General features: G+C 70.5%; 17 protein-coding genes. 8 read left to right on the top strand and 9 right to left on the bottom strand.

Translation table 11 applies throughout. The features are described 5' to 3' along the window. The first annotated feature begins 62 nt into the window (after positions 1 to 62). The 3 genes from ACEN96_RS00240 to ACEN96_RS00230 are packed head-to-tail and all read left to right on the top strand — an operon-like array spanning position 63 to position 2,634. Complete coding sequence (locus ACEN96_RS00240) at positions 63 to 1,403, top strand: glycoside hydrolase family 18 protein (protein WP_495586052.1); 1,341 nt, start codon at positions 63 to 65, stop codon at positions 1,401 to 1,403. 35 nt (positions 1,404 to 1,438) lie between these two features. Next, positions 1,439 to 1,885: a methylglyoxal synthase gene (locus tag ACEN96_RS00235; protein WP_495586051.1), complete on the top strand. Its 447-nt coding sequence runs from the start codon at positions 1,439 to 1,441 to the stop codon at positions 1,883 to 1,885. Between the two features lie 59 nt (positions 1,886 to 1,944). Then, positions 1,945 to 2,634, top strand: a complete 690-nt coding sequence (locus tag ACEN96_RS00230) for a YciI family protein (RefSeq protein ID WP_495586050.1) — start codon at positions 1,945 to 1,947, stop codon at positions 2,632 to 2,634. Between the two features lie 16 nt (positions 2,635 to 2,650). Here ACEN96_RS00230 and ACEN96_RS00225 read toward each other — a convergent pair whose 3' ends face one another. Further along, positions 2,651 to 4,141, bottom strand: coding sequence for a M28 family peptidase (locus ACEN96_RS00225; protein WP_495586049.1), 1,491 nt, complete (start codon positions 4,139 to 4,141; stop codon positions 2,651 to 2,653). Between the two features lie 7 nt (positions 4,142 to 4,148). After that, positions 4,149 to 4,820: a dienelactone hydrolase family protein gene (locus tag ACEN96_RS00220; protein ID WP_495586048.1), complete on the bottom strand. Its 672-nt coding sequence runs from the start codon at positions 4,818 to 4,820 to the stop codon at positions 4,149 to 4,151. A gap of 100 nt (positions 4,821 to 4,920) precedes the next feature. Here ACEN96_RS00220 and ACEN96_RS00215 point away from each other — a divergent pair, with 100 nt between their 5' ends. Together ACEN96_RS00215 and ACEN96_RS00210 are read left to right on the top strand one after the other, a co-directional pair. After that, positions 4,921 to 5,871, top strand: a complete 951-nt coding sequence (locus tag ACEN96_RS00215) for a DUF2157 domain-containing protein (protein ID WP_495586047.1) — start codon at positions 4,921 to 4,923, stop codon at positions 5,869 to 5,871. Next, on the top strand, positions 5,868 to 7,517 hold the full coding sequence (locus ACEN96_RS00210; RefSeq protein ID WP_495586046.1) for a GDYXXLXY domain-containing protein: 1,650 nt from the start codon (positions 5,868 to 5,870) through the stop codon (positions 7,515 to 7,517). The genes ACEN96_RS00215 and ACEN96_RS00210 overlap by 4 nt, the downstream gene beginning before the upstream one ends. Positions 7,518 to 7,521: 4 nt before the next feature. On the opposite strand, the gene ACEN96_RS00205 is transcribed toward ACEN96_RS00210, so the two are convergent. Both ACEN96_RS00205 and ACEN96_RS00200 read right to left on the bottom strand, forming a co-directional pair. Then, a complete protein-coding gene (locus ACEN96_RS00205; RefSeq protein WP_495586045.1) occupies positions 7,522 to 8,688 on the bottom strand; it encodes a Fic family protein in 1,167 nt (388 codons plus the stop codon). Positions 8,689 to 8,754: 66 nt separating this feature from the next. Then, complete coding sequence (locus ACEN96_RS00200; protein ID WP_495586044.1) at positions 8,755 to 9,024, bottom strand: hypothetical protein; 270 nt, start codon at positions 9,022 to 9,024, stop codon at positions 8,755 to 8,757. 11 nt (positions 9,025 to 9,035) lie between these two features. Here ACEN96_RS00200 and ACEN96_RS00195 point away from each other — a divergent pair, with 11 nt between their 5' ends. Beyond that, the gene (locus ACEN96_RS00195; RefSeq protein WP_495586043.1) at positions 9,036 to 9,317 is read left to right on the top strand and encodes a DUF427 domain-containing protein; all 282 of its coding nucleotides are present in this window, start codon (positions 9,036 to 9,038) and stop codon (positions 9,315 to 9,317) included. Here the strand turns inward: ACEN96_RS00195 and mltA are convergent. The 4 genes from mltA to ACEN96_RS00175 form a co-directional block, all read right to left on the bottom strand. Next, entirely contained in the window at positions 9,307 to 10,590 is a 1,284-nt protein-coding gene (mltA, locus tag ACEN96_RS00190) for a murein transglycosylase A (RefSeq protein ID WP_495586042.1), read from the bottom strand. The genes ACEN96_RS00195 and mltA overlap by 11 nt on opposite strands. 479 nt (positions 10,591 to 11,069) lie before the next feature. Continuing rightward, on the bottom strand, positions 11,070 to 13,079 hold the full coding sequence (gene tlpB / locus ACEN96_RS00185; RefSeq protein ID WP_495586041.1) for a transporter-like protein TlpB: 2,010 nt from the start codon (positions 13,077 to 13,079) through the stop codon (positions 11,070 to 11,072). Continuing rightward, on the bottom strand, positions 13,079 to 13,453 hold the full coding sequence (apaG, locus tag ACEN96_RS00180) for a Co2+/Mg2+ efflux facilitator ApaG/CorD (RefSeq protein ID WP_495586040.1): 375 nt from the start codon (positions 13,451 to 13,453) through the stop codon (positions 13,079 to 13,081). The genes tlpB and apaG overlap by 1 nt, the downstream gene beginning before the upstream one ends. A gap of 51 nt (positions 13,454 to 13,504) precedes the next feature. After that, positions 13,505 to 15,751: a hypothetical protein gene (locus ACEN96_RS00175; RefSeq protein ID WP_495586039.1), complete on the bottom strand. Its 2,247-nt coding sequence runs from the start codon at positions 15,749 to 15,751 to the stop codon at positions 13,505 to 13,507. 120 nt (positions 15,752 to 15,871) lie between these two features. Between ACEN96_RS00175 and rpe the strand changes: the two genes are divergently transcribed. Both rpe and ACEN96_RS00165 read left to right on the top strand, forming a co-directional pair. Next, a complete protein-coding gene (rpe, locus tag ACEN96_RS00170) occupies positions 15,872 to 16,558 on the top strand; it encodes a ribulose-phosphate 3-epimerase (RefSeq protein WP_495586038.1) in 687 nt (228 codons plus the stop codon). Positions 16,559 to 16,581: 23 nt separating this feature from the next. After that, entirely contained in the window at positions 16,582 to 17,061 is a 480-nt protein-coding gene (locus tag ACEN96_RS00165; RefSeq protein WP_495586037.1) for a low molecular weight protein-tyrosine-phosphatase, read from the top strand. A 7-nt stretch (positions 17,062 to 17,068) separates the two neighbouring features. On the opposite strand, the gene ACEN96_RS00160 is transcribed toward ACEN96_RS00165, so the two are convergent. After that, positions 17,069 to 19,321 carry a hypothetical protein gene (locus tag ACEN96_RS00160; RefSeq protein ID WP_495586036.1) on the bottom strand — a complete coding sequence of 751 codons (2,253 nt, stop codon included), beginning with the start codon at positions 19,319 to 19,321 and terminating at the stop codon, positions 17,069 to 17,071. Positions 19,322 to 19,373 lie beyond the last annotated feature (52 nt).

The following is a 19,373-nucleotide window of genomic DNA, read 5'->3' as shown; positions in this document are numbered from 1 at the left end:
TATTTGACTGGTGTTATTTTCGGCGTTGATCCGCTAAGCTGCGGCGTCCATTGGAGGCCCGCATGTCCCTTCGTGTCCTGTCCAGCGTCCTGATCACCCTGAGCGCCGCGCTGATCGCGGCGGGCGCCTTCGCCGCGGCGCCCGCGCCGGCCGCCGAGGCCAAACCCGAGGCGCCGGGCTATGCGCTCTTCGGCGGCAAGCCGGTCGAGTTCGAACGCACCGGCGGCAAGATCGTCGGCATCTACGTGCCGAACTGGGAGCCGGTCGAGCTGATCGAGCGCGTGCCGCCGCAGAACCTGACCCATGTGCTCTACGCCTTCCTGCGCCTGTGCGGCCCCGGCCAGCTGGAGAAGGACGCCGCGAAGTGCATCGGCAAGAAGGATTTCGAGATCGGCACCGGCCCCATCGACGAGCGCTTCAACGCCGCCTTCCTGCGCTACAAGCAGCGCGCGCCGCATCTGAAGATCGTCGCGTCGATAGGCGGCTGGGGCGGGTCGGATCCGATCTTCCATCTGGCCGGCGACCCGGCCCGGCGCGCGGTGTTCGCCGCCTCGGCGCAGCGCTTCCTGCGCGAGCATCCGGCCTTCGACGGCATCGACATCGACTGGGAGCATCCCGGCAACAACGGCGCGCCCAACGGCGTGCAACTCGGCAGCCCGCAGGACGGCCAGTCCTACGCCGAGCTGATGACCGACCTGCGCCGGGCGCTGGATGCGCTCACCGCCGAGACGGGCCGCCCCTATCTGCTGACGACGGCGGTGAATCCGATGGCGTCGATCGTCGGCAAGATCAACTTCAAGGACGCGTCCAAGCCGCTCGACCTCGTCTTCATGATGAGCTACGACTTCTACGGCATGTGGTCGCCGGTGGCGGGCCACCACACGGCGCTGCGGGCCTCGGGGCCGGAGGCGGACGACAGCCTGGAGCGCGCCGTGCGCAACCTCGAGACCGCCGGCGTGCCGCGCGCGAAGCTGGTGGCCGGCGTCGCGATGTACGGCCGTGGCTTCACCGGCGTGGGCGAGACCCGGGCGGGGGCGGCCAAGACCGGCGCCTACCCGGGCGGCGAGGGCGCGCAGGGCTATCGCGAGATCGCGGGACGGATCCTCGACGCGGCGGGCAAGGGCCGCGCGGGCTACCAGTCGGTCTGGGATCCGGTGACGCAGTCGTGGTCGCTGTACCACCCGGCGCTCAAGCTCTGGATGGGCTACGACGATCCGCGCGCCGTGCTGGCCAAGGGCCGCTACGCGCGCGACCTGGGACTCGCCGGCGTGTTCGCGTGGGAGCTCAGCCAGGACAACGGCGATCTGCTCAACGCGATGAATCGCGGCGTGGGCAACCTGCCGCTGGCGGCCGGCGCGCCGAAAGCGGCGACGGCGTCCGCGCAGAAAGAACCGCGCCGGTAACTCCCGCGCCGTCTGGCGGACCTACGATCGCGCCCATGACCGCCTTCCTCCCCTCCGGCGCCTCGGCGTCGACCGCCACGCCCGCGCGCCTGCGCCTCGCCCTGATCGCCCATGACGGCAAGAAGGACGAGATGGTGATGCTCGCGACCGAGTTCGCGGACTTCCTCGGCGGCTGCGAGCTGATCGCCACCGGCACCACCGGCACGCGCCTGACCGCGGAAGTCGGATTGACGGTGGAGCGCATGCTGTCGGGCCCGCTTGGCGGCGACCTGCAGATCGGCGCGCGGCTGGCGGTGGGTCTGGTCGACGCGGTGGTCTTCCTGCGCGATCCGATGACGCCGCAGCCGCATGAACCCGACATCAACGCGCTGGTGCGCGCCTGCGACGTGCACGACGTCGCCTGCGCCACCAACCTGTCCAGCGCGCGGCTGATGCTGAACTCGCTGCGGGTGGCGGTGCCGGGCACGCAGCCGCGGGAGTAGAGTCGTCCGCCGGCGCCGGCCGATCCGTCGATCGTCCGGTGAACGGCAAGGAGACTCCGATGCAACGACGTTCCCTGATCGCGGGGGCCGCGGCGCTGAGCGCGCTGTCGACCGTCGCGCCGGCCCAGGCGCAGGCCGGCGGCGCCCCCGCCTCGATCTTCGCGGCCGAGCAGATGTGGTTCATCTTCCTCGAGACCGGCCGCCCGGTGCCCGATGACAAGGCCGCCGTCGAGGCGATGCAGCGCGGACACCTCGACAACTTCAAGCGGCTGTTCGGCGAGGGCAAGCTCTTCGCGGCCGGACCGCTGCGCGACCCGTCGCGGGAGAAGCGCGGCATCGTGGTCGCCAAGGCGCCCAACCGGCAGATCCTGATGCAGTACTTCCAGCCCGACGCGTATGTGCGCGAGGGCTACATGACGGTGAACGCGCAGATGGCGACGGTGCACCAGGCGCTCCGTCACACGGGGATCGATCCCGATGGGATCGAGGAGCACCGCATCGTGCTGTTCAGCCGCGCCGAGCCCAAGGACAAGGACGCGGTGCCGGTCTTCCTGCAACGGGCGCTCGACGAGGGCGTGATCGGCGCGTGGTACTCGCTGGAGGACGGCCCGATCGGCGAGGTCGTCTTCATGCGCGGCACCGACGAGACCGCGCTGCGCAAGACCATGGCCGAGTACCCCGGCCTGTCCGATCAGCGCGTCACGATGAAGATCTGGAGCCAGTGGCTGGGCAAGGGCGTGCTGCGATAGCCCGGCGGCCTTTTGTCTATCGCGACAGCGGCAGCGGGTAGCTCGCCAGGCTCGCGTGGCCGGACTTGGACAGGGCCTGGATGCCGAAGATCAGGTTGTCCTTGGACAGCGGCAGCGTGACCGTGGTGACGTTGCCGACGTCCTTGGCGCCTTCCCAGGCCTGGGACTCGCTGCGGCGCCAGACCACGCGGTAGCCCGCCAGCCCGGGGTCGGCGCTGGCCGTCCACAGCAGCGTCGTGTCGTTGGTCAGCTCGCGCGCGTCGATGCGCGCGCCCTGCACCGGCGACGGCGCCCAGGCCAGCGTGGCCAGGCCCGCCAGGTTGATCCGCGCGACGTCGGCCACGTAGTTGAAGTCGACGAACTCGGGCAGGTCACCGTAGACGACGCCGCCTTCGGTGCGCAGGTTCTGATGCTGGTGGCGGAAGTCCTCGAAGGGCTCGGAGAAGCGCACCGCCGCGTAGCCGCGCTCCAGGAAGGGCAGGTGATCGCCGCCGCGCAGGTAGCGGTCGCGGCGCTGGATCAGGTCGACGCGGAAGCCGGGCAGATAGCGCTCGCCTTCAGCCTTGAGGTGCCGGCCGAACTGCTGCGTCGGCAGGTCCGCGCCGCCGCCGGCCACCGCCAGCGGCTGCAGCTGGGCGCGGATCGCGGCATTGGTCTTGACCTCGTCGTCGGTCGCCGGCGTGTTGCTGCCGGCGTTCACCAGCAGCCGCAGCAGGGGGTCGAAGCCGTCCGCGAACAGCCGCAGCCGCTTCGGGTCATGCTCGCCCTTGTCGCCGCGCGAGCTGCCGACGATGTCGTTGGTGATCATCCCCTCGACATTCAAGCCCTGTGCGCGCGCGCGCCGGGCCCAGTGGCGCGCGCCGAGCAGGCCCTGCTCCTCGCCCGGCACCGCCATGAACACGAGCGTGGCGTCGAAGCGCTGCTTCGCCATCGCGCAGGCCATCTCCATCACGGCCGCGGTGCCGGAGGCATCGTCGTTGGCGCCGGGCGCCTCGCCCTTGGCGTCCATCACGTCGCTGTTGCGCGAGTCGTAATGCCCGCTGACGACCAGCACCCGCTCGCGCGGCGTGCCGGCCGACGCGCCCGGCAAGGTCGCGACGACGTTGACCAGTTCCGTCGGCGCCGACAGCCGGTTGCCCGCGGGCTCGATGAAGGCGTCCATCGTCACCCGCAGCCGTCCGCCCGCCTTGGCGCCGCAGTCCTGGAGCTGGCGTTCGATCCAGCGCCGCGCGGCGCCGATGCCGCGCGTGTCGCTCGCGGTCTCGGACGCGGTGTGGCGCGTGCCGAAGGCGGCCAGTTGGCGGATGGTCCGCTCGATGCGCTCGGGGGAGATGTCCGCCAGCATCGGCGCCACACGTGGATCGAGCGGCGGCGGGGCGGTCTCGGCCATGGCGCGGGCCGTCGCCGACGCGGGCCCCGAGGCCGGCGTGACCTGCCCGAAGGCGGAAGCGGCGAACAGCGCCCAGACAGCGGCGGCGGTGGAGATCAGGCGGCGATGCATGGGCATGGAGGGATCAGGCGAGGTGGTGGTGGAGGAAGTCGAGGGTGCGCGTCCACGCGAGCTCCGCGGCGGCCTTGTCGTAGACCTCGGGCCGGGTGCTGTTGGAGAACGCGTGGTCGGCGACATAGCGATGGATCTCCGGCTGCTTGCCGGCGGCCTTCATCCGGGCCTCGAGCGCGTCGACCTTTTCCGGCGTGCACCAGTCGTCGCGCGTCGCGAAGTGGCCGAGCAAGGGCGCGGCGATCTTCGCCGGGTCGGCGAACTCCGCGGGCGGGATGCCGTAGTAGCAGACCGCCGCCTGCAGGTCCTTGACATGCACGCCGGCCGCGATGGTCAGCGCGCCGCCCATGCAGTAGCCCATCACGCCCACCGCGCCGCAGCCGAGCTGATCGCGCAGGTGGTTGAGCGCGCCCTGCAGGTCCTGCGTCGTGGCGTCCGCGAAATCCAGGCCGTTCATCAGATGGCTGGCCTCGTCCGCGTCGCTGGCGATGCGGCCGCGGAAGAGGTCGGGCGCCAGCGTCGTGATGCCGGCGGAGGCGAGCCGCTCGGCGATGTCCTTGATGTGGGGCTTCAGGCCCCACCATTCCTGGATCAGGATCATGCCGGGCGAGCCCTCGCCGGCGCTGGCCAGGTAGCCGGACGTGAGGGCGCCGTCGGGGCGTTCGAAGTCGATCATCTGTCCCATGTGGATCTCCCGGTTGGAAGGCGAAGGATGAGGAAGAATCGGCTCCCTCGATGAACACCACGGGCGGCCCGGAGACGGCCGCATCCTGAGGGAGGAAGCTGTGAGTCTGCACGAGCGCTTGTACCAATGGACGGCCCGGCAGGGCCTGGATGCGAGCAGCGCACGCCGCTTGCGCGCGCTCGCCGGCGTCGATGATCCGCCGGCCCAGCCGTGGACGCCGATCCGGCGCGGGGCCGGCACGCTGGCGGCGGGGTTGATCGGCTTCGGCCTGATCCTGTGGGTGGCCGCGAACTGGGACGACTTCGGCCGCGCGCTGCGCTTCGGGCTGCTGGAGGCGGTGCTGGGCGTGGCGCTGATCGCCGCCGCGCTGCTCGCCGCCTGGCGGGCGCCGCTGGCGATGACGGCGTTCCTGGCGCTGGGCGGGCTGCTCGCCTACTTCGGCCAGACCTATCAGACCGGCGCCGATCCCTGGCAGCTGTTCGCCCTGTGGGCCGCCATCGGCCTGCCGATCGCCTGGGCCGCGCGTTCGGACCTGGTGTGGACGCCGTGGGCGCTGGCTGTCGCGACCGGGATCGGGCTGTGGATGCAGACCTTCGGCGGACATCTGTGGCGCTTCGACGCGTCGACGGTGCCGGTGCATGCGATCGGCTTCGTCGCGTATGGCGCGCTGTGCGCCGGGCTGGCGTTCCGCCCGGGCGCCGATGCACAGCCGTGGGCGTGGCGCATCGCGGTGCTGGCGTCGGTGGTGGCGATCTCGGGCACGGCGCTGGGCGCGCTGTTCGAGCGCGAGGTGGGACCGCAGTTCCATCTCGGCCTCGGTGTCATGGGCGTGGGCCTGGTGCTGGCCTGGCGGCATGCGGAGGTCTACGCGCTCAGCGCGCTCGCGTTGGCGGTCGACACGCTGCTCGTCGCGGGATTGGCGCGCGCGGTGATCGACGCGCGCGGCGACATCGGCGGCGTGTTCCTGATCGGGCTGGTGGCTTGCGGGCTGCTGGCGGCCAGCGTGAGTTTGATCATGCGCCGCGTGCGTGCGAAGGAGGCTAGGGCATGACCGCGCGTGAGGACTGGGTCGAGCAGGCCCGCGCCGAAGGGCTGGCGCCCGCGGAAGACGGCGCCCCGGAGCGGCCATGGCCGGTGGTGGTGCTCACGGCGCTGGGCGCGTGGCTGGCGGTGCCGCCTTTCATCTTCCTGCTCGCGATGCTCTTCGGCCGCGACTGGGACCAAGGGCCGATGGCCTACATCGAAGGCATCGGCCTGCTGACGCTCGCCGTCGTGCTGCTGCGCAGCCGGGCGTTGCCGCTGTTCCTCGAACAGGCGGCCGTCCCGCTGCTGCTGACGGGCGGCGTCTGCCTGGGCTACGGGCTGGCGCGGGATCTGTCCAACGATGGCGCGGCCGTCGCGGGCCTGGTGATTGGCGCCGTGCTGATCGCGTTGTTGCGCCAGGGCTGGCTGCGGGTGCTGCTTGGCGCGGGGATGGCGGGGCTGGTGGCCTTCCTGATCCATCTTGCGCTGAGGGACTTGACGCCTCACCGCTGGTACCGCTTCGACGGTGGCCAGCCGCTGACGCAGGCCGCGCTGTTGCTCGCCTTCGGCCTGGGGATGGCGTGGCTGCAGGCGCGTGCCGGCAGGGAGTCCGCCACCGCGCCGCTCGCCGCGGCGATGGAGCCGGCGTTGGCTGGATGGTGGATCGTCGTGCTCGCGTGCCATGCGCTCGCGGCGGGCTGGTCGTTCGGCGCGATGGCCGCGTTCGGGCCGATGGGCGACGTGTCGCGCGATCTCTGGGCCGGCATGCCGGCGGAGCATGCGGTGCTCCACGCCGCGTCGCGGGTGCTGTCCGCGGCCCTCGTCCTGATCGCGGCTGCCTGGCTGTGGCACCGCTGGCGGCTGGCCGGCGCGGTCCGGCTGCTGCCGCCCGTGCTGGTGCTGGCGGCCTTGGCCGCGCTGATGCCGGCGCTCGGCGGCACGCTGCTGGTGCTGTCGCTGATGTTGTCGACGCGCCGCTGGCGGCTGGCGACGCTTGCTGGCGTCGCGGCGGTGTGGGCCATCGGCGCGCTGTACTACGAGTGGCGCCTGCCGCTGGCGCACAAGTCGCTCGCGCTCGTCGCGGCTGGCGCGGCGCTGCTCGCGTGGGTCCGCTGGCTGGCCTGGCATCCGGCTCCCGCGGCGAGCGGGCCATCGCATGCCACGCTCGCGCTGCGCGGCGCCCCGGCGGTGCTCGCCGGCGCGGGCGTGCTGGCGCTGGCGGTGGTGAACGTCGGCATCGCGGGCCGCGAGCGGCTGATCGAGACCGGCCGGCCGGTGTTCGTGAAACTCGCGCCGGTGGATCCGCGCTCGCTGATGCAGGGCGACTACATGCGGCTGAGCTACGACCTGCCCGGCGTGGACTGGAGCAGCCGCCACCGCGTCGGCGCGCCGATGCTGTGGGGCGTGCGTCCGCGCATCGCGGTGACGCTCGATGCGCGCGGCATCGCGCAATCCCCGCGGCTGCTCGGCCCGGGCGAGGCGGCGCCGCCGGGGACGCAGCTGCTGCAGCTCACGCCCAAGGGCGGCGGCTGGACCTTCGTCTCCGACGGCTGGTTCTTCAAGGAAGGCGAGGGCCCGCGCTGGCAGCCCGCCCGGTATGGGGAGTTCCGCGTGACGCCCGAAGGGAAGGGCCTGCTGGTGCGCGTGGTCGGCGAGGACCTGAAGCCGCTGTGAGCGATCAGCCGCCCGGCGCCTGGGCCTCGGCGCCATCGTCCGGCGCCGGTCCCCAGCCGTCGAGGGCGATGTAGTACCGCGTCGAGCGGCCCGCGCCGACGCGCCGCAGCAGGCCGAGCGCCTCCAGCTCCAGCAGCTCCCGCGAGGCGGTCGCGCGCGAGGTCGCGCCGATGCTCTCGTACTTGCGCGTGCTCATGCCGCCTTCGAATCCATGGGGGCCGGCGTCGAGCAGCACGTTGATCACCTTGCGCTGGCGCGGCGACAGGTTGGCGTCGCGGTGTTCCGTCCAGAACTGGAACTTCTCGATCGTCTGGTCGATGAGCGCGATGGACTGCTCGCAGCAGATGCGCACCTGATCGAGGAACCACAGCACCCATTCGGTGACATCGACGGTCCGCGATTCCCGCAGGCGTTCGTAGTACGCCGGCCTGACGGCCAGCAACTGCTGGGACATGCGGATCAACCGGCTCGACGGCCCCATCTCCCGCGCGAGCACCAGATCGATCAGCGCGCGGCCGACCCGCCCGTTGCCGTCCTCGAACGGGTGGACGCTCTCGAACCACAGGTGCGCGAGTGCCGCCGCCACCAGCGGATCCTTGCCCAGGGTCCCGTTGAACCAGTGGATGAAGAGCTCCATCTCCACCGGAACCTGCGTGGAGGGCGGGGCCTCGTAGTGAACCTTCTGCCGCCCTTCGGGTCCGCTGACGATCTGCATCGGTCCGGAATGGGTGCGATAGGCCCCGGCTTCGATCCGGCGCAGCCCGGACCGGCTATCCGGGAACAACGCGCCCTGCCAGGCCCAGAGCCGCTCGTGGGTCAGCGGCACCGCGCAGCGGAGCACCGCGTCCTCCATGACGTCGAGCAAGCCTTCGATGTCACGCGCCACATGCGGGCCAATGCCTTCCGCGATGCCCAGGCGCCGCTGGATCGACGACTCCACCGACACGCGGTCGTAGCGTTCGCCCTCGATGGCGGCCGTGGCGAGCGCGTCGTCGCTCCAGGCTTGGGCTTCGAGGATGGCGCGGTGCCTGGCGCCAATCGAGGCCCATTTCCCTTCCACCATGCCCTGCATGCGGCGCGCCATGGAGAGCGCGTCCGCGACCGGATCCAGGTCGAAACGCAGGCGCGGCCAAGCCGGGTCTTGCCAGATCAGCGCGAGGTCGTAGGCCATGGATGTTGAGAAATCGACTCAAATGATGAGTCGATTATGCGCGCTAATCGCCTCACGGCGGCCGATTTACTCCCCGCGCAGCCCTTCCGGCTCGCCGCCGTCGGTCATCAGGTCGATGAGTTCGCGCAGGAATCCGAGGGCCTCTTCAGCGGTGGCAAAGTAGTACTCGCCGCCCAGATCGGCGGCGTCGCCATCGGGGCCGACGTGGACGACCGACCAGCCTTCGGCGCCGCCCCCGATCGCGCAGATCCCGAAGCTGCCCGGCGCGAGATCGCGCGCCGATCCGGCGGTGACGAAGATGTCCTTGCCCCGATGGGCGAAATAGCGTTTCTGCACGAGGAGATGGAATGAAGGCAACCTGGAACGGCGAAGTCATCGCCGAGAGCGACGACACCGTGGTGGTCGAAGGGAATCACTATTTCCCGATGACCGCGCTCAAGCGCGAATTCACCACGTTCAGCAATCACCGCACGAGCTGCCCCTGGAAAGGGCAGGCGCACTACTTTAGCCTGCTGGTCCACGGCGACATGAACCCGGACGCCGTCTGGTACTACCCCGAGCCCTCCGAGGCCGCCGCCAGCATCAAGGACCGCGTCGCGTTCTGGAAGGGCGTCCAGGTCAGCGAGTGAGGGGCGCGCCGGCCATGGTGCCGGCTGTAGCGCCGGCCGTGGTTCCGGCCTCGCGCGGCCACAGCGCCCACAGCCGCAGCGGCTGCTTCATGCGGCCGGCCTGTGCCTCGGCGCTCTCGCCCCAGCCCCAGAAGAAATCGGCCCGCACCGCGCCCACGATCGCGGTGCCGGTGTCCTGCGCCATCACCAGGCGCCGCAGCGGCGTCGTCGACAGCGGCTCGGTCGTGTCCAGCCACACCGGCGTGCCGTACGGAATGCTGGCCTTGTCCACCGCGATCGAGCGCCCCGGCGTCAGCGGCACGCCCTGACCGCCGCGCGGGCCCACCGCCAGGTCGGGCAGCGGCTCCTCACGGAAGAAGACGTAACGCGGGTTCGCCCACATCGCCTCCTTGAGCCGCTGCGGATTGCGCCGGCCCCATTCCTTGATGCCCGGCCACGAGGCCTCGGTCGGCCGCAACTCGCCCTGCGCGATCAGCCACTGGCCCATCGACCGGTAGGGCTGCTCGTTGTGCGCCGCGAAGGACAGCCGCACCCAGCGGCTCGAGCCATCGCGCTCGGTCACGCGCAGCCGGCCGCTGCCCTGGATCTGCATCACCAGCGCGTCCAGCGGATCCTGCACCCAGGCCAGGCTGAGCCGCGACAGCGACGCGTTGCTCTCGATCTGCTGGCGCGAGTCGTAGGGCCTGCGCTGCGCCAGGTCCGGCGGCGGCGGCAGCAGCGGCACCTTGAAGTCGCCCTGCGGCTGCCGGCGCGCCTCGAGCTGCGGCTCGTAGTAGCCCGTCACCACGCCTTCGCGCTGGCCCTCCGGCGTCTCGATCCGGTAGGGCTGCAGCGTCTTCATCAGCCAGATCAGCGCGTCGCGATCGTCCGCGGGACGCAGCGCCCGCGCCTGCGCGCAGGCGGCGGTCCAGCCGGGCATCGGCTTCTCGCAGCCGCGCAGCAGCGCCGGCCACCATTCCAGCGCGCGGTCCTGACCCCAGCCCGGCAGCTCGCTCCATTCGGCCGCGACCCAGCGCGAGCGCTCGCGCAGCAGCACGCGGCGGCCGGCGGTGTCGTCCTCGCCGTTGAGCAGCTTCTCGGGATCGACCGCCCCGCGCGGCGCGACGGCGCCCGGCAGGATGGGCCGCACCGCGGCCGCCGGGCCCGGCGGCGCTTTCGGGGAAGCCCCCGGTTCCCGCACGGGCTGCGAGCCGGCGCAGGCCGACAGCGCGCCTAGAATCGCCAGCGCCGCGCTCCAGCGGCGAGTTCTGCAACGGATCGGACCACGAATCATGGGCGTGATTTTGCTGGAGGCGCTCGGCGCCCTCGCGCTGCTCGTCTTCATCGTCTGGTGGACGATGTTCTCGGGCCGCAAGGGCGGCGAGCGGCCCGACGACCGCGATCCGGCCTGAGCCACTTCCCGCACTGCCGGGACTGCGTTCCCCCACTCTCTTCCGCAAACGGGCGGGGGGCATACCGGCCAGCGCATTTTTTTCTTACACCCTCTCCCGCGAAGTGGGAGAGCAACCGTGTCAAGCGCTGCTGCTGACCAACTCCCTCGCCTCCACAGGGGAGAGGGTGGGAGAGAGGGTGGGGGAGAGGGTGTGTTTCGAAGGGCAGCGGCGCTGTGGCACGAGCCCCCTCTCCCCTCCCTCTCCCCGCTGGGGCGAGGGGGTCATACGGGCGGCGCTCGATCGTCTGACCCCCTCGGCCGCTTGCGGGAGGGGTGAGGGCCAGCGGCGGTAGCAGCGCGGGAGCGCTCGACACGGTTGCTCAGGCCTTGGGCGGCACCAGGAAGCTCATCGGCTGGCGCCGCATCCGCGTCCATATCGCCGCGCGCACGCGCTTCTGGTCAGCCAGACGGATGCCGCGCGAGCGCAGCGCCACCTTGAACGCCAGGAAGAAGCTGACGCCGACGTTCAGCACCCCGGTGCCCAGGATGCTGATCACGCAGAGCCAGAACGGCCAGTGCCGCAGCACGTCCCAGCCGAGCGCCGCGGCCGCGGCCGCCAGCTGACCGGTCGACAGCGTCACGTGCCTGACCTCGATCGGCAGGCCGAAGAAGCCCAGCAGCGCCGGCACCAGTCCCAGCATCAGGCCCAGGCTGATGTTGGCCGTGAGGCCCGAGATGTTGTCGCGCCACCAGCGGGACCAGCGGCCGGCCCGGCCCGCGCCGAGCGTGGCGATGATGCGCGGGTTCCAGGCGATCGCGCTGTCCAGCCGGTGGAAGACGAACCAGTTCTCGACCCAGCCGGCGATCAGGCTGGCCGCGAACAGCAGCACGCCGGTGAAGGCGGCGAAGAACAGCGAGGGCCCGAGCACCGTCAGCGAATGCAGCACGTGCTCCGCCTCCTTGGCGCCGACCAGCGGCTTGCCCAGGCTCAGCCACGCCGCCATCTGCACCACCAGCACCATCGGCGCGGCCAGCGCGAGGTTGCCGATGATGCCGGCCGTCTGCGAGCGGAACAGATGCACGACCTCGTCGACGAAGGCCTGCAAGCCCGCGTCGCTGTCGATGTGGCGCAGCTTGTCGGCCAGCGCCGGCGCGGTCATCGCGGGCTGCTTGGTCGCGACCGTCCAGTGCAGCAGCAGGATCAGCACGAAGCTGGCCGCGTAGTTCACGCCGGCCCAGAAGCCGCCCCAGAACGCGGACAGCCCGATCGCCATGATCGCGAACTTCATGAAGGTCGTGCCCGCGATCACCAGGCCGCCGCCGCCGGCGCGGCGCAGCATGTCGCCGTACTCCTCGCGGTTGCGGGTGATGTAGTGCTCGCCGGTCTCGGCGCTGCGCTCGGCGACCTTGCGCGCCAGCAGCGAGTAATGCCGCGCGAACAGCGTGCGGACGCTGCGCCGGTCGTGCACGACCGCCACCAGGCTGGCGACCAGGCGCAGCAGCTCGCGCTGCGGATGCTCGGCCAGCAGCACCGCCAGCAGGTCCTCGACGCGGCGCATCCGCGCCTGCATCTGCTCCACGCCGAACATCAGGTCCACCGACACGCCGTGCTCCTCCAGATGGTCCGGCACCGAGCGCACCGCCGCGCGGCATTCGTCGAGCAGGCCGCGCAGGAACTGCAGCTTGCCGGGCAGGGCGGCGGTGTCGCCTTCGTCGAGCGCATGCTCCACCTGCTCCCAGGCGGTGGCCAGGTTGCGGAACGGCCGGCGCGCCAGCCGCTGCGGGTCCATGCGCACGCGCAGCGCGCCGGACAGGCCGGCGGAGCGCACCGCGCTCACCAGCACGGTGATCGCGGCGCGCATCTCATCGCGCCAGTCGCCCTCGGGCGCGCCGGTGAACAGCAGCCCCAGCCGCAGCAGCAGGTCGTCGTCGACGGCATTGATCCACTGTTCGTCGTCCTCCTCGGGGAAGAGCAGCTCGAACAGCTCGGACAGGTCGCGGGTGTCGGCGCTCAGCGGCAGCAGGCGGCGGCGCAGGCGGCCGAGGAACTCGTTCCACAGCGCCATCCGGGGCGCGAAGCCGACCTCGGCGAACAGGCTGATCGCGTCGACATCGGCCCAGACGCTGGCGATGACCTCGGCGAAGGCCCGGGCGTGCTCGGGATGGCGCTCCAGCAGGTTGAGCAGGTATTTCAGGCGCCGCACCGGCAGTGGCGCGGAGGGCGCGGGGGCGGCCTCCGCGGACGGGGACGCGGCGCGTTCGTCCTTCAGCGGCGCGTGCCGCAGCCATTCGATCAATCGCACCAGCCAGAGATTGCGTTCGGCCAGCGGTGCCTGCGGATGCGCCGCGTTGAGCAGCGCGGTGAGATCCCAGCCTTGACGTCGGAACATCAATGCAGCGATCCGGAATCGGCGAGCAGGAATTCAGGCACGTCGGTGTAGAAGACCTCGGCGTGCTCGGTGACGCACAGGAAGCGGCCGCTCATGGTGCCGTGGCGGGTCTCGATCTGGGCCCAGGAGCTGTACTGGAAGCGCTCGCCGGGCTGCAGCAGCGGCTGATGTCCGACGACGGCCAGCCCGTGCACCTCCTGCACCTTGCCGTTCGCGTCGACGATGGACCAGTGACGGCCGATCAGCTGCGCGGTCACGTCGCCGCGGTTCTCGATGGTGATCGTGTAGCCGAAGGCGAACTCGTTGCGCTCGGGGACGGTCTGCTCGGCGAGGGGCTCGACGGCCACGCTGCAGTGGAATTGCGGATGTGCCATCGGGGGATTCTAGGGACTCCGCGCGCGGCGTTCGCCCGCTGGGCCGCGGCGTCAAGCCTGTGCATCGATGTCGTCCGGTTGGATCCCGGTATCGGCGAATGTCTTTTTGGCTGTCGGGATGCTGCTGAAACCCAGAGGCAGCTGATCGAGCTCCGCCGGGCCGTCCGGGTACGAACGGACAAGAATGAAAGCGCGAGCGTAGGCCAGGCGCTCGATCATCTCGGGCGTGTGGGGGACGCCTTCGACCTGGAGGAGGGCGCTCAACTCGGACCACTTGCAGCCGCGTTGGACCATGGCCCGCACGGCTGTTTCCAGATACACGAAGAAGTGTTGCGGGTGGACCCTTCTGGAGCGCCACGCCCATTGAAGCAGGCGAGATCGCCCCTCGTGCAGGTCCAGGAAACCGTGCAGAAGATGGCGTGCCTCCCCGGGCCGGAATACCTGCTCGCGCCGAGGCGAATCCAGCTTCGCCTCGGCCTCTCCCAGGACCAGCATCGCCGCGGCGGGCTGCCTGGCGCCTATCTCCCAGTCCTCGCCTGGGGCTGACGGCCCCAAGGCGAGAGTCCCGGAGCGCATGGCCGAGCAGACATCGTTGAGCGTGGTGCGAGGCGGATTGGACGACAGCGCCTCAGCGGCCGCGAACAACCATTGCTGGACGAACTGGGCCGAGGCCTGCATGCGCGCTTCTGGCGGCAAACCGGGCATCGAGACGCCCACGAGATCCCACAGATCGCCGGACAGGGCGGCCATCCAGATCGTTTGCAGACGGCCGCGCAGCGCCTGCGCCGTGATCTCGCCCGACTGCCGTCGGCGATACAGCGCCCGCAGGCCGTCAAGGTCTTCCAGATCGGGGAGTGTCAGCCGCTGCCAGTGCAGCGTCGCGCCTTCGAAGAACGCCGCGCCGCGGCCGCGAGCAAGCAAGGCGTCCCGCAGCAGCACCTGCTGATCCTTGCTCAAGGGCGCTGGCGAAGACTGCCACCGTTCGAAGCACGCCCGCAGCGCGACGTCGTCCACGCGATCGAGCAGCGCGTCGAACGCCGCCGTGTCTCGCATCCACTTGGCTGGCAGCGTTGTCCACAAAGCGTCGGGCGCGCCGCCCCGGATGATCGACGCGGCAATGTCGGCCGGCACCTTTTCCGGCTTCAAGCGCTCCAGATCGTCGAAATCCAGCAGGCGGCGTTCGCCGTGCGTCTCGGCCCAGGCGAGGCGTCCCGCTCGCATGAACTTCGTTCCCGCGGGCGGGTTGCCGAAGGCGACGGGCTGGCTCCGAGCGTCCGTTCGGCCGGCGCGCGATTCGCTGCGCCAGCAGTCCAGGAAGTAGGCGGCGAGCAGCGTGGCATCCGTGGCGACCTCGCACGAGCCGTCATCGGAATCCACGCGGAGCACTGCCGATGGCGGTGGTTTGCAGCCAAAGTCCGCGGCGAGCAACTCGATGGCTGCTTCCATCTGCGTCAGCGTCAACCTCGGAGTTGCCGACGCCTTGTCATTCGTCTCGCGCAGCGATGCGCTCAGCCGGGCGAGATAGTCCTGCGCGATCTGCATCGACACGGAGGCGGGGTGGAGGTCGTCAGCGAGCCGGCGCCCGGCCTCGTCGACGAGGGATTGCTCGAGATCCGTCGCGACGTAGGGGTCGTCGGTCGGGCGGACCGGCAGCTTCGCTTTCCGGTACAGGTCGGGCAGCAGCGCATTGACGACATGCCGGTTCGTCGTCCCGTGCCTGCTGAGTCGCACCGTCTCGGCGGCCGACTGCTCGACGAGCTGGACCCGCATGTCGTGCCACCGGTCCTGCAGCGTCCGGGGAGGGGCCGAGAGGCGCTGGACACAGGATTGCAGCCCTTGGATCACCGCCGCCGAGCACAAGTCCAGGTCTTTCGACAGGTCCACCAGCTCGGCATGAAGCCGGAGCCGTTCCACCTGGGGATCCCTGGACAGCAGCACCAGGCGGTCGAGCAGTTCGGCACCCTGGTGGTAGATCTGTCCGGCTTGCTCCTGGAAGAACAGGTTCTTTCCCCCTGCGTCGACGGTGGTCACGTTGGACAGGAACTGCCGCAAGCCGGCCACTGCCTGCGGTGAATCCGTGACGTGGGTCGACAGTTCGTCGGTGAGCGCGGCCATGTGTTCGCGGAATCGCTCGAAGTCCGGATGACGGACGAACGCGGCCGGCCCACCATGGCGCTCACGCTGGTATCGCCAGGAGTTCGAGGCGTTCGCGATGTCGCTGTCGGGAGCGGCCTCCTCCGCCATGGCGGGGCCGGCGCTGGAAGGGATGAAGTGTCGGAGGAGTCGGGTGAGTGGCATGCCGGGTCAGTGCGAAGGACGACAACTGTTGTTTCGCCATCCGGGTCGGCGCGTGCGGGCGCGGGTGCGGGCCTTCCTACAATCGTCGTCTTTCCTGCCAGCGCCCCGCGCCGGCCCGCCATGAACCCGCCCACCCATCGCATCGCCCCCAGCATCCTGTCCGCCGATTTCGCCAACCTGGGCGCGGAGGTCCGCCAGGTGCTGGCCGCCGGCGCGGACTGGATCCATTTCGACGTGATGGACAACCATTACGTGCCCAACCTGACCTTCGGCCCGATGGTCTGCGAGGCGCTGAAGAAGCACGCGGTCAAGCCCGACGGCACGCCCGCGCCGATCGACGTGCACCTGATGGTGCAGCCGGTGGACGCGCTGGCGCAGGCCTTCTGCCGCGCCGGGGCGGACCTGGTGAGCTTCCATCCGGAGGCCAGCCAGCACGTGGACCGCACGCTGCAGCTGATCAAGGCCGAGGGCGCGCAGGCTGGCCTGGTGTTCAACCCCGCCACGCCGCTGGACGTGCTGGAGTGGGTGATCGACAAGGTGGACCTGGTACTGATCATGAGCGTCAACCCGGGCTTCGGCGGGCAGAGCTTCATCCCCGGCGCGCTGAAGAAGCTGCAGCAGGCCCGGTCCATGATCCTGGCCTCGGGCCGCGACATCCGGCTGGAGATCGACGGCGGCGTGAAGGTCGACAACATCCGCGAGATCGCGGACGCTGGCGCGGACACCTTCGTCGCGGGCTCGGCCATCTTCGGCAAGCCGGACTACAAGAGCGTCATCGACGCGATGCGCGCGGAGCTGGCGCGCTGAACGCGGCGTGGAGCGATGGACCGGTGACTCGACTGCTGCTCGTCTGCGCGGCCAACCTGTGCCGCTCGCCGATGGCCGAGGCCGTGCTGCGGGTGCGCGCCGGCGAGCTCGGCCTGAGCGAGGTGCGATCGGCCGGCGTGTTCGCGTCCTCGAAGGCGCATCCGGTGGACAAGCGGGCGCTGACGGTGCTCGAGCAGCGCGGCTACGGCATGGACCGCCGGTGGCGCTCGCGCAAGGTGACGGTGGAGGACTTCGACCGGCACGACCTGATCCTCGCGATGGATCGCAGCGTGCTGCGCGGACTGCGGGCGATGCGGCCGGCGGTGTCGCCGGCCAGGCTGGGCCTGTTCATGGCGGGCATGACCGGCCTGGGCCTGGACGAGGTGCCTGATCCGTACTACGGCGCGGGCAACGCGTTCGTGCAGGTGCTCGATCTCATCGAGGCGCGCGTGCACACCTGGCCGCGCGACGAGGCGGTCTTCCACAAGACCGCCGGCGCTTGAGCCCGGATCAGGCGACGGGGGGTTGACCACCCGTTCCGGTCAGGGCGCTCCGCAACCGGCGCCGCACCTGGACACGGTGCTCCGGCTCGGGCTGCCGGTTCGATCCCAGTTGCAGCGGGGGCGTCACGGCATCCATGGCGCGCTTGGCGAATGCCGGCCGTCCCGTCTCCGGCCAGCCGGATGGAACCCGCAGCGCCGCCACCGTTTCGTTCTCGGACAAGTGGCCGTCCAGGCAGAGGCCCACGATCCGGGTGAGCCACGTTTGGAGACCGAAGTTGAAGTTCCGGTCGTCCGGGCTGGCCGTGTCTCCCGCTGCCCAGGTCGACGCCAGGGGAATGAGGCAATCGACGACACGCCGCAGATCCTCCTTCGTGATCACCTGGCGCGACGCGGCCTCGCTCAGCACGTCGAAGTAGGCGCGCGCCCGCTTGTTGAAGCTGTCGCCCTTGAGCGGCCCTCCGAGCAAAGCCAGTGTGACTGTCGGATGAGCGCCGGGGCCGAGCAGCAGTTCGCGGCAGCGTTCATGCGTCATCCCACTCCCGGCGGCGACCTTCACGGCAAGGGTCAGCAACGCGTTCACGCCATGAGGGCTGAAGGTGGCCAGCGCGGCGGGCCACCCGCCGGACAAGGTGAGCGCGTGCTGGTTCAGCGCTTCAAACAGCGCTTCGGCCGGGAGCAGCCCATCGCGCTGCAGTTCCGTCAGGCCCGCGAAGAGGAGATGGACGATGTCCTCATCGGCGCTCCGCAGGCATTCGATGAGTGGCGGTGCCGGTGTGCTGCCGGGGCGTGTCAGCACGTCCAGCAGTGCTTGGGGCGTGAGCCTTGGAGGCTCTGCGCGCAAGGCTTCGCCGATCACGCGCCACCACAGTCGCAAGGGTTGCGTGACCGCCATGACGCGGCTGGTGCTGGATCGCGGACCGAGGCGCTCGCGGACCAGCGACGACTTTCGCACCCCCACGACCATGGTCAGCAGATCGCTCAGCTGGATCTGAAGGTTCTCCGGCGGGAGGTCCCCGCGCAGATGCCGGTTCAGCAGCTCCTGGATCTCCGATGCCGCCAGCTCGTGGCGTGCGACCTGGCTCGCAGTCTCTCCGCCGGGCCCGCCGCCGGTTCTGCTCCCCCACCGCAGTTGTCCGGCCGGCCTGCCGTCGAGCCCCTGTTCATCGTCATTCCCGCTCGGCGGACGCGCGGACGCCGCCTCGACATCAGCGCGCGGGTCCGAGATGAGCAACCCGGCCGATCGCATGGCGTCCAGGAAATGCAGCGCCGTCGGCGTCGAGTCGATGGCGCATTCGCTGCCATCCTCCGCAGTGAGCAGCAGGGCCTCCCGAGGCGGCGGAGGGCCGAATTCCGCGTCCAGCGGTTCGGTGCAGTCCCTGATCTGGTCGAGCGTCGGATGCGGGATCGGTCCGTGGCGCGCCCTCAGTTCGCGCATGGCGACGGTGAATCGCTGCAGGTAGTCGTCGGCCAGGATCCGGGCCACCGCGCCGGGCGCGAGCGCTGGACGCAAGGTCTCGATGCATCCCTGGATCAGCGCTTCCTCGTGCTGGTGATGGGCAAAGGGGTCTTCCTGGAGCGGCCACGGAAGACCGAGTACCGCGTAAAGCTTTTTCTTCAAGCCGCTGACGTAATGCGCCTGACCCAGGTGTGCGTCGGCGAACACCTCGCCGTAAGTGGCCTCGACGGCATCGACGGCGACCTGCTCGATGATCTGCTCGACCGTGCCGCGGACCTTGCCGCGCAGGCCGAACCGATCGGGATCGAGCCGGCCGATGCAGCCCGCCATCTCCGACAGCACGGCGGGCGCGCAGACATCCAGCTGCTGGCCCAGCTGGTGCAGCTCCAGCTGGCGGGTCTGCGGGGTCAGGCGCTCGTCGCGGATCAGCGCCGACAGGCGCCGCAGGAGATCGGTGCCATGTCGATACATGAGCGCTGCTTCCGCCTCGCCGTAGCCCAGGTGCCGGCCGTGCATATCGAGGTCGAACAGTTTCGTGCGCCAGGCCTTCAGCGCGCGCACCGTGTCGTCCATGCCCGCCGCGACGTCGATCAGGGTCTGGATGTCGTCCTCGATGCCGTGCCGGAACGCCTTGAAAGCGTTGCTGAGGGCAAATTCGGCGACGCAGCCATGGCGCGCGGGACAGTAGCTTGGCGCGCCTTGCGCCGGCGCTTCATCGGTGCCAGCATGGGCGGGGACGGTCGTTTCCAGCGCGGCGGGTTCCGCGAGGAAGGCGCTGGCGTAGCGGGATTGGAGGGGATGCATGGCGCGTCAGTGGGCCATCGCGGGACGCCCTGCTGACAGGGTGTTGCGCCGG

It is taken from the genome of Roseateles sp. Mitsp63 (genome assembly GCF_059491535.1).
This window is presented reverse-complemented; position numbering and strand designations above follow the sequence as displayed.